This is a genomic window from uncultured Streptococcus sp. (genome assembly GCF_963516575.1).
In the GTDB taxonomy this organism is placed as follows: domain Bacteria; phylum Bacillota; class Bacilli; order Lactobacillales; family Streptococcaceae; genus Streptococcus.
The window spans coordinates 21,484-30,183 of record NZ_CAUQCP010000029.1; the positions used below are offsets into that span (position 1 = coordinate 21,484).

Here is an 8,700-nt window from a genome sequence, read left to right on the forward strand (position 1 = left end):
GGAGAGCTAATTTGCTATTCTGCAGCTTGTTGCCAACGTTTTGCTAGCATATGAGACAGGCTCGAAATTGCTAGGTTAAAGCTGAAGTAGATGAGGGCAATCAGGATATACAGACTGAAGACTTGCTCTGGTTCGAAATAACGGCCCATGAGAATTTGGCTGGCTCCAAAGAGTTCTTGTAGGGCGATAACAGAGTAGAGAAGACTGGTATCCTTAATCACGGTTACAAACTGAGAAATGATGGCTGGCAGCATTTTACGAATGGCTTGTGGGAGAATGATGTGGTAGAGGATTTGTGCAGAAGTAAATCCTTGTGACATTCCTGCTTCGTATTGTCCCTTGTCTACGGCATTGAGACCGCCTCGGATAATCTCAGCTAGGGCCACTGATGTAAAGAGAGTAAAGGCTGTAATACCTGCTGGAGTGGATTTCATCTTGAAAACTAAAAAGATAGTGAAGATCCAGAGGAGGTTGGGAACGTTACGTACAAATTCGATGTAAATGCTGGAAATAATACGCAAGATAGGATTTTTCCCATTTCTCATGACGGCAAGCACAGTTCCAATGAGGGTGGAGAGGATGATGGCAATCAGAGAAATGTAGAGGGTCAAGCCAAATCCTTTAAAGATAAAGATTAGGTTATCTGGGGTCAAAACTTCTAAAATGGATTCCATAGTAACCTCCTAAAGTGAATAGGCTTTTTTGTTGGCTTGCTCCATCTTGCGACCAAACTGGGCAACAGGGAAGCAAAGAGAAAAATAAAGTAGGGCAGCGCCTAAAAATGCTGGAATGTAGTTTCCGTTAAGTGCCGACCAAGACTTGGTTACAAACATCAAGTCGACTCCAGAAATGATAGCGACTGTCGAGGTGTTCTTGATGAGGTTGACGATTTGGTTGGTCAAAGGAGGGAGAATGATACGGAAAGCCTGAGGTAAGATAATCAAGCGCATGGCACTGATATAGGTAAAACCTTGTGACAAGGCGGCCTCCATCTGACCGCTAGGAATCGACTGAATACCTGAGCGAATCACCTCAGCGATATAGGCGCCGTGATAGAGTCCTACACAGAGTACAGCTGTCCAATAAATTGGAATCATGATGGTGTGGTCACTGATAAGAGGTAGACCATAAAAAACGATGACAAACTGCACCAAGAGGGGAGTGTTTTGATAAAATTCTACAAAGATACGAGCTAAGATTCGCAAAATCGGACGTTTACTGGTTGACATGGCTCCAAAGAAGATTCCTAAGACCATGGCGAGGATAAAGGATCCAATCGCTAGGGCAAGGGTGAAGAGGAAACCATTGAAAAATTGTCCAAAATCCTGAAAATAGGCTGTCCAAGATGATAAATCTGTCATGGGGTGTCCTCCTTAATCAGCGGTATGGCTAGATGGTTTGAGCTTGTAACGGTCATAAAGTTTCTGCAAACTGCCATCCTTGCTCCATTTAGTAACCAAGTTATCGAGATAGTCGTTGAGTTCGGTATTTGATTTCTTGGTAACGATACCGTAGTCAGATGGCTTAAAACTATCATTTAACAGTTCTGTCCGTTTGCTGATATAACCAGATAGAATCGAGCGGTCAACGGAAAAGGCATCAATACGATGAGCATGAAGGGAAGTAATCAATTCTGGGTAGGAACCAAGTTCGACGAATTTAAACTTCAGACCTTTCTTTTTACCCAGTTCAGTAATCAAGCGTTGGGTGATGGAACCTTGGGCGACTCCGATGGTTTTGCCGTTTAGGTCCTCAATCTTTTTGATTTTGGCAGACTTATTGACCAAAAAGCCAGAAGCGTCTGTGTAGTAGGGACTGGTAAAGTTGTAGAGTTTTTTGCGTTCGTCTGTGATGGTAAAGGTTGCGATATCCATATCGACTTGTTCATTGTCTAGAAGGGGGCCACGGGTTTGCGCTGTAACAGGCACATAACGAACCTTTACCTTAAGTTCATCAGCGACCATCTTGGCCAAGTCCGTTTCGATACCAGAATAGGTCCCTGTCTTGGGATCCTTGTAGCCAAAATTGGGAACGTCTTGTTTTACACCGACAACCAGCTCGCCTCTCTTTTGAATGTCTGCGACACTGGTATCAGCCTGAACTGGTTTTGCAGCAGCAAGGCCGAAAAGGCTAATCAATAATGCGGATAAAAAGAATTTCTTTTTCATAGGCGCCTCCTTATTTGACTTTGTCACTTTCGTGGTTGATGATTTTGCTGAGGAATTGTTGGGCACGAGGTTCACTTGGATTGTCGAAAAAGTCATCAACATCTGTCGTATCCACCAAAACCTCTCCATCAGCCATAAAGATGATGCGGTCCGCAACTTCACGGGCGAAGCCCATTTCATGGGTCACGATAATCATATTCATACCATCGTGGGCCAATTTTTGCATAACCGCTAGAACATCGCCGATGGTTTCAGGGTCAAGGGCAGATGTTGGTTCATCAAAGAGGAGGAGTTCAGGATGCATAGCGAGTCCACGTGCGATGGCAATCCGTTGTTTTTGTCCACCAGATAGCATGGCTGGATAAGAATCTTTCTTGTCCCACATATTTACAAATTCCAGATATTTTTGGGCTGTTTTTTCAGCTTCTTTTTTATCAATTCCTAGAACTTTTATGGGTGCTAGTGTTACGTTTTCTAACACTGTTTTATGCGGATATAGGTTAAAATGTTGGAAAACCATGCCGACTTCCTTGCGAAGAGGTACCAAATCTTTCTGGCTGGCACCAGCAACTTGGTGACCATTTACGAGAAGGCTTCCTTTGTCGACAGCCTCTAAACCATTGATGGTACGGATAAGAGTGGATTTTCCAGAACCAGAAGGGCCTAGGAGTACAACGACTTGCCCTTTTTCAAAACGGAGATTGATGTCGCGGAGTGCGTGGTAGTCTCCGTAATATTTTTCGACGTGTTCAAATTCTACTAAAGCCATAAGGGATCTCCTTTGTGTTAGATTTTATAACATGATTCTACACCAAAAGATTTGTCTTGTCAAATCATATCTTAAAAATTCACTAAAATTTTATAAAAAAGCAATCAAGATAGAGAAAAAGCCTAAATCATGTTATAATGAAGCGATAGAATTCTTAGAAAGAGTGGATGTCTTTTTGATAACACCTACTTATGAATGGCAGTTTGCCCCGCAGGTAGAAGATGCGGATTTTACAAAGATAGCCAAGAAGGCTGGACTGGGTCCTGAGGTAGCTCGGTTATTATTTGAGAGAGGGATTCAGGACCAAGAAAGTCTGAAGAAGTTTTTAGAACCGTCCTTGGAGGACTTGCATGATCCTTATCTGCTCCATGATATGGATAAGGCAGTGGAACGGATTCGTCAGGCTATTGAAGAAGGGGAAAATATTCTCGTTTATGGAGACTACGATGCGGATGGCATGACTTCGGCTTCTATTGTCAAGGAAAGTTTGGAACAGCTTGGTGCCGAGTGTCGGGTTTACTTGCCAAATCGTTTCACTGATGGCTATGGACCTAATGCCAGTGTTTACAAATATTTTATCGAGCAAGAAGGAATTTCCTTGATTGTGACAGTGGATAATGGGGTTGCGGGTCACGAGGCTATTGAATTGGCCCAATCTATGGGAGTGGATGTCATTGTGACTGACCACCATTCCATGCCTGAAACCCTCCCTGATGCCTATGCCATTGTCCATCCTGAACATCCGGATGCGAACTATCCTTTCAAATATTTGGCTGGTTGCGGAGTGGCCTTCAAGCTGGCTTGTGCCCTTTTAGAAGAAGTACAAGTGGAATTGCTTGATTTGGTCGCTATCGGAACTATTGCAGATATGGTGAGTTTGACGGATGAAAACCGTATCTTGGTTCAATATGGTTTAGAAATGCTGGGGCATACTCAGCGCATTGGCCTACAAGAAATGCTGGATATGGCTGGGATTGCTTCCAATGAAGTGACAGAAGAAACGGTTGGTTTCCAGATTGCCCCTCGTCTGAATGCCTTGGGACGTCTAGATGATCCTAATCCAGCCATTGATTTGCTGACTGGCTTTGATGATGAGGAGGCTCACGAGATTGCCCTTATGATTCACCAGAAAAACGAAGAGCGCAAGGAAATTGTCCAGTCTATCTATGAAGAAGCCAAGACCATGGTGGATCCTGAGAAGAAGGTGCAGGTCTTGGCCAAGGAAAGTTGGAATCCTGGCGTTTTGGGTATCGTGGCTGGTCGTTTGTTAGAAGAACTAGGACAGACAGTCATCGTTCTTAATATAGAAGGTGGTCGTGTCAAGGGTAGTGCTCGTAGTGTGGAAGCGGTGGATATTTTTGAAGCTTTGGATCCCCATCGAGACCTCTTCATCGCCTTTGGAGGCCATGCTGGCGCAGCAGGAATGACGCTGGAAGTGGAGAAACTCTCAGATTTGTCTCAGGTCTTGGAAGATTATGTCCGTGAAAAAGGCGCAGATACTGGTGGCAAGAACAAGTTAAATCTAGATGAAGAGCTGGATTTGGAGGCTTTGAGTCTTGAAACAGTCAAGAACTTTGAGCGCTTGGCACCTTTTGGAATGGACAATCAGAAACCTATCTTTTATATTAAGGATTTTCAGGTCGAAAGTGCCCGTACTATGGGAGCAGGCAATGCCCATCTCAAACTGAAAATTTCCAAGGGTGAGGCGAGTTTTGAAGTGGTAGCCTTTGGCCAAGGCAGATGGGCGACAGAGTTTGCTCAAACCAAGAATCTAGAGTTGGCAGTCAAATTGTCTGTCAACCAATGGAATGGCCAAACTGCCCTCCAGTTGATGATGGTGGATGCGCGTGTGGAAGGTGTTCAACTCTTTAACATTCGTGGGAAAAATGCAGTCTTGCCAGAGGGGATTCCAGTCTTGGATTTTGCTGGAGAACTGCCAGATTTAGCGACTAGTGAAGCTGTTGTCGTAAAAACTATTCCTGAAGATATTACTCAGCTGAAGACTATTTTTCAGGAACAGAATTTTTCTGCTGTTTATTTTAAAAATGATATTGACAAGGCCTACTATCTGACAGGTTATGGGACTAGAGAGCAGTTTGCAAAATTGTACAAAACCATCTACCAGTTCCCAGAGTTTGATATTCGCTATAAGTTGAAGGATTTGGCTGCTTATCTTAATATCCAGCAAATCTTGCTGGTCAAGATGATTCAAGTATTTGAAGAACTAGGCTTTGTGACGATTAAAGATGGTGTCATGACAGTCAATAAAGAAGCGCCAAAGCGGGAAATAGGAGAGAGTCAGATTTACCAGAATCTCAAACAAACCGTCAAAGACCAAGAAATGATGGCACTAGGAACTGTGCAAGAAATTTATGACTTTTTAATGGAAAAAGAGTAGATCATAGGAAAGAGTTGGGCAACCAGCTCTTTTTTGAAAACAAATCTTCATTTTGAAAATCATCAAAAAAATGGTATAATGGTAGGAAAAGATTCGGCTGAAAGTTTTAGAACTTTCAGAATAAAAGGGTAAGTAACCCTATAATCAAGATAAACTAAGCTTTCGGAGGAAAAATGAGTAATATCAGTTTAACAACACTTGGTGGTGTACGTGAAAATGGGAAAAATATGTATATCGCTGAAATCGATGGGTCTATTTTCGTTTTGGATGCAGGTCTGAAGTACCCTGAAAATGAACAACTAGGGGTGGATGTCGTTATTCCAAACATGGACTACCTTTTTGAAAATAGCGACCGTATCGCTGGAGTCTTCTTGACCCACGGGCATGCGGATGCCATTGGTGCTCTGCCTTATCTCTTGGCTGAAGCCAAGGTACCTGTATTTGGCTCTGAGTTGACCATTGAGTTGGCCAAACTCTTTGTCAAGGGAAATGACACAGTTAAGAAATTCAATGATTTTCATGTTATCGATGAAGATTCGGAGATTGATTTTGGAGGGACTGTGGTGTCCTTCTTCCGTACGACCCATTCTATCCCAGAAAGTCTGGGTGTTGTCTTGAAGACAGCTGAAGGTAGCATCGTTTATACAGGTGACTTCAAATTTGACCAGACAGCTAGTGAATCCTATGCGACAGACTTCGCTCGTTTAGCAGAAATCGGTCGTGATGGAGTTCTAGCTCTGCTTAGCGATTCAGCCAATGCAGACAGCAATATCCAAGTGGCTAGCGAAAGTGAAGTTGGGGACGAAATCACTCAAACCATTGCAGACTGGGAGGGACGTATTATCGTCGCAGCGGTAGCCAGCAACCTCTCTCGTATCCAGCAGGTATTTGACGCTGCGGATGCAACAGGCCGTCGTGTGGTCTTGACAGGGTTTGATATTGAAAATATCGTCCGCACTGCGATTCGTCTCAAGAAATTATCCCTAGCTAATGAGAGTCTTTTGATTAAGCCAAAAGATATGTCTCGCTTTGAAGACCATGAGTTGATTATCCTTGAGACAGGTCGTATGGGTGAGCCTATCAACGGTCTTCGCAAGATGTCGATTGGTCGCCACCGTTATGTGGAAATCAAGGACGGTGACTTGGTCTATATCGTAACCACTCCGTCTATCGCCAAAGAAGCAGTCATGGCGCGTGTGGAAAACATGATTTACCAAGCTGGTGGAGTTGTCAAACTGATCACTCAAAGCTTGCGTGTGTCAGGCCACGGCAATGCGCGTGATTTGCAGTTGATGATCAATCTCTTGCAACCTAAGTATCTCTTCCCAATTCAAGGGGAATACCGTGAGTTAGATGCTCATGCTAAGGCTGCTATGGCAGTTGGTATGTTGCCAGAACGTATTTTCATCCCTAAAAAGGGAACCAGCATGGCTTATGAGCATGGAGACTTTGTCCCAGCTGGAGCGGTTTCGGCAGGGGATGTCTTGATTGACGGGAATGCTATTGGTGATGTTGGTAATGTGGTTCTTCGTGACCGTAAGGTCTTGTCAGAGGACGGAATTTTCATCGTAGCAATTACCGTTAACCGTCGTGAGAAGAAAATTGTGGCCAAGGCTCGTGTTCACACGCGTGGATTTGTTTATCTCAAGAAGAGCCGCGATATTCTCCGTGAAAGTTCAGAATTGATTAACCAAACGGTAGAAGACTATCTTCAAGGAGATGACTTTGACTGGGCAGATCTCAAAGGGAAGGTTCGTGATAATCTGACCAAGTATCTCTTTGACCAGACTAAGCGTCGTCCAGCTATTTTACCAGTAGTCATGGAAGCAAAATAATCGTTGAAATAAACAGGGAGAAAGTCGAGTTTCGGCTTTTTCTTATAGAAAAATAGAGGAAAAATTATGGCAGTAATGAAAATCGAGTATTACTCACAAGTCTTGGATATGGAGTGGGGAGTGAATGTCCTCTATCCTGATGCCAATCGAGTGGAAGAACCAGAGTGTAAAGATATTCCTGTCTTGTACCTCTTGCACGGGATGTCTGGCAATCATAATAGTTGGCTCAAGCGGACCAATGTAGAACGCTTGCTTCGAGGAACTAATCTCATCGTTGTTATGCCCAACACCAGCAACGGTTGGTATACCGATACCCAATATGGTTTTGACTATTATACAGCTCTAGCAGAGGAATTGCCACAGGTTCTAAAACGCTTCTTCCCTAACATGACCAGCAAGCGTGAAAAGACCTTTATAGCTGGTCTCTCTATGGGGGGCTACGGCTGCTTTAAACTGGCTCTTGCGACAAATCGTTTTTCTCATGCAGCTAGTTTTTCAGGTGCCCTTAGTTTTCAAGATTTTTCTCCTGAAAGCCAAGATTTGGGGACACCAGCTTACTGGAGAGGTGTGTTTGGGGAGATTAAAGATTGGACAGCTAGTCCTTATTCTCTAGAAAGTCTGGCTAAAAAATCTGATAAAAAGACCAAGATGTGGGCTTGGTGTGGCGAGCAGGATTTCTTGTACGAAGCCAATAATCTCGCAGTGAAAAATCTCAAAAAACTAGGTTTTGATGTGACCTATAGCCATAGCGCTGGAACTCACGAGTGGTACTACTGGGAAAAACAATTGGAACGGTTCTTAGCAACCCTACCAATTGATTTCAAATTAGAAGAGAGATTGTCATAATTTAGCTTTCTTTTAGCTTATTTTAGTAAAATAGTCTTTATTTGCTAGAAAGGTGGAGAGACATGCGCTGGACTTTTCGTTTGATAGGGGCTTTCTTTTCTTTTGTGTGGCGTTTGTTTTGGCGCCTGGTTTGGATAGTTGTGCTCTTATGTGCTCTTGCTTTCGGGCTTCTCTGGTATCTAAACGGAGATTTTCAAGGAGCGCTAAAGCAAGCAGAACGGTCAGTCAAGATTGGTCAACAAAGTATCAATCAATGGGGAAAAACAGGGCAACTGCCTAAGTTGAACCATACAGATAGCCATCAACACTCTGAAGGAAGGTGGCCGCAGGCTTCAGCTCGTATTTACCTGGATCCCCAGATGGATTCACGTTTTCAAGAGGCTTATGTAGAAGCAATTCAGAACTGGAATCAAACTGGTGCTTTTAACTTTGAAATTGTGACTGAGTCCAGCAAGGCGGATATCTTGGCTACTGAGATGAACAATGGAAACACTCCTGTGGCAGGAGAGGCGGAAAGTCAGACCAATCTCTTAACAGGGCAATTCTTGTCTGTCACGGTACGGTTGAATCACTATTATCTGTCCAATCCTAACTATGGCTATTCCTATGAGCGCCTTGTCCACACGGCGGAACATGAGTTGGGTCATGCGATTGGCTTGGACCATACAGATGAGAAGTCTGTCA

Annotated in this window: 8 protein-coding genes; 4 read left to right on the forward strand and 4 right to left on the reverse strand. The window is 43.6% G+C overall.

Going from position 1 to position 8,700, the window contains the following annotated elements; translation table 11 throughout:
• Nucleotides 1-14: 14 nt before the first annotated feature.
• The 4 genes from RWM06_RS06260 to RWM06_RS06275 are packed head-to-tail and all read right to left on the reverse strand — an operon-like array spanning nucleotide 15 to nucleotide 2,937.
• A complete protein-coding gene (locus RWM06_RS06260) occupies nucleotides 15-674 on the reverse strand; it encodes an amino acid ABC transporter permease (protein ID WP_313970505.1) in 660 nt (219 codons plus the stop codon).
• Nucleotides 675-683: 9 nt separating this feature from the next.
• Nucleotides 684-1,361 (reverse strand): amino acid ABC transporter permease, encoded by a 678-nt coding sequence (locus tag RWM06_RS06265; protein ID WP_000131145.1) that lies wholly within the window; start codon nucleotides 1,359-1,361, stop codon nucleotides 684-686.
• A 12-nt stretch (nucleotides 1,362-1,373) separates the two neighbouring features.
• Nucleotides 1,374-2,168, reverse strand: a complete 795-nt coding sequence (locus tag RWM06_RS06270; protein ID WP_313970506.1) for a transporter substrate-binding domain-containing protein — start codon at nucleotides 2,166-2,168, stop codon at nucleotides 1,374-1,376.
• A gap of 10 nt (nucleotides 2,169-2,178) precedes the next feature.
• A complete protein-coding gene (locus RWM06_RS06275; protein WP_001229568.1) occupies nucleotides 2,179-2,937 on the reverse strand; it encodes an amino acid ABC transporter ATP-binding protein in 759 nt (252 codons plus the stop codon).
• Nucleotides 2,938-3,112: 175 nt separating this feature from the next.
• On the opposite strand from RWM06_RS06275, the gene recJ reads away from it, so the two are divergent.
• The 4 genes from recJ to RWM06_RS06295 form a co-directional block, all read left to right on the forward strand.
• Complete coding sequence (gene recJ, locus RWM06_RS06280) at nucleotides 3,113-5,335, forward strand: single-stranded-DNA-specific exonuclease RecJ (RefSeq protein WP_313970507.1); 2,223 nt, start codon at nucleotides 3,113-3,115, stop codon at nucleotides 5,333-5,335.
• A gap of 173 nt (nucleotides 5,336-5,508) precedes the next feature.
• Nucleotides 5,509-7,170: a ribonuclease J gene (locus tag RWM06_RS06285; RefSeq protein ID WP_313970508.1), complete on the forward strand. Its 1,662-nt coding sequence runs from the start codon at nucleotides 5,509-5,511 to the stop codon at nucleotides 7,168-7,170.
• A gap of 66 nt (nucleotides 7,171-7,236) precedes the next feature.
• On the forward strand, nucleotides 7,237-8,016 hold the full coding sequence (locus tag RWM06_RS06290) for an alpha/beta hydrolase family protein (protein WP_313970509.1): 780 nt from the start codon (nucleotides 7,237-7,239) through the stop codon (nucleotides 8,014-8,016).
• A 62-nt stretch (nucleotides 8,017-8,078) separates the two neighbouring features.
• Nucleotides 8,079-8,700: M57 family metalloprotease (locus tag RWM06_RS06295; RefSeq protein ID WP_313970510.1), on the forward strand; the 622-nt coding region annotated here is incomplete at its 3' end.

Bases quoted from the DNA above. Each gene is read 5' to 3' on its own strand.
- RWM06_RS06275 (WP_001229568.1), bottom strand. From the start codon at position 2,937: ATGGCTTTAGTAGAATTTGAACACGTCGAAAAATATTACGGAGACTAC.
- RWM06_RS06270 (WP_313970506.1), bottom strand. From the start codon at position 2,168: ATGAAAAAGAAATTCTTTTTATCCGCATTATTGATTAGCCTTTTCGGC.
- RWM06_RS06260 (WP_313970505.1), bottom strand. From the start codon at position 674: ATGGAATCCATTTTAGAAGTTTTGACCCCAGATAACCTAATCTTTATC.
- RWM06_RS06290 (WP_313970509.1), top strand. From the start codon at position 7,237: ATGGCAGTAATGAAAATCGAGTATTACTCACAAGTCTTGGATATGGAG.
- RWM06_RS06285 (WP_313970508.1), top strand. From the start codon at position 5,509: ATGAGTAATATCAGTTTAACAACACTTGGTGGTGTACGTGAAAATGGG.
- RWM06_RS06265 (WP_000131145.1), bottom strand. From the start codon at position 1,361: ATGACAGATTTATCATCTTGGACAGCCTATTTTCAGGATTTTGGACAA.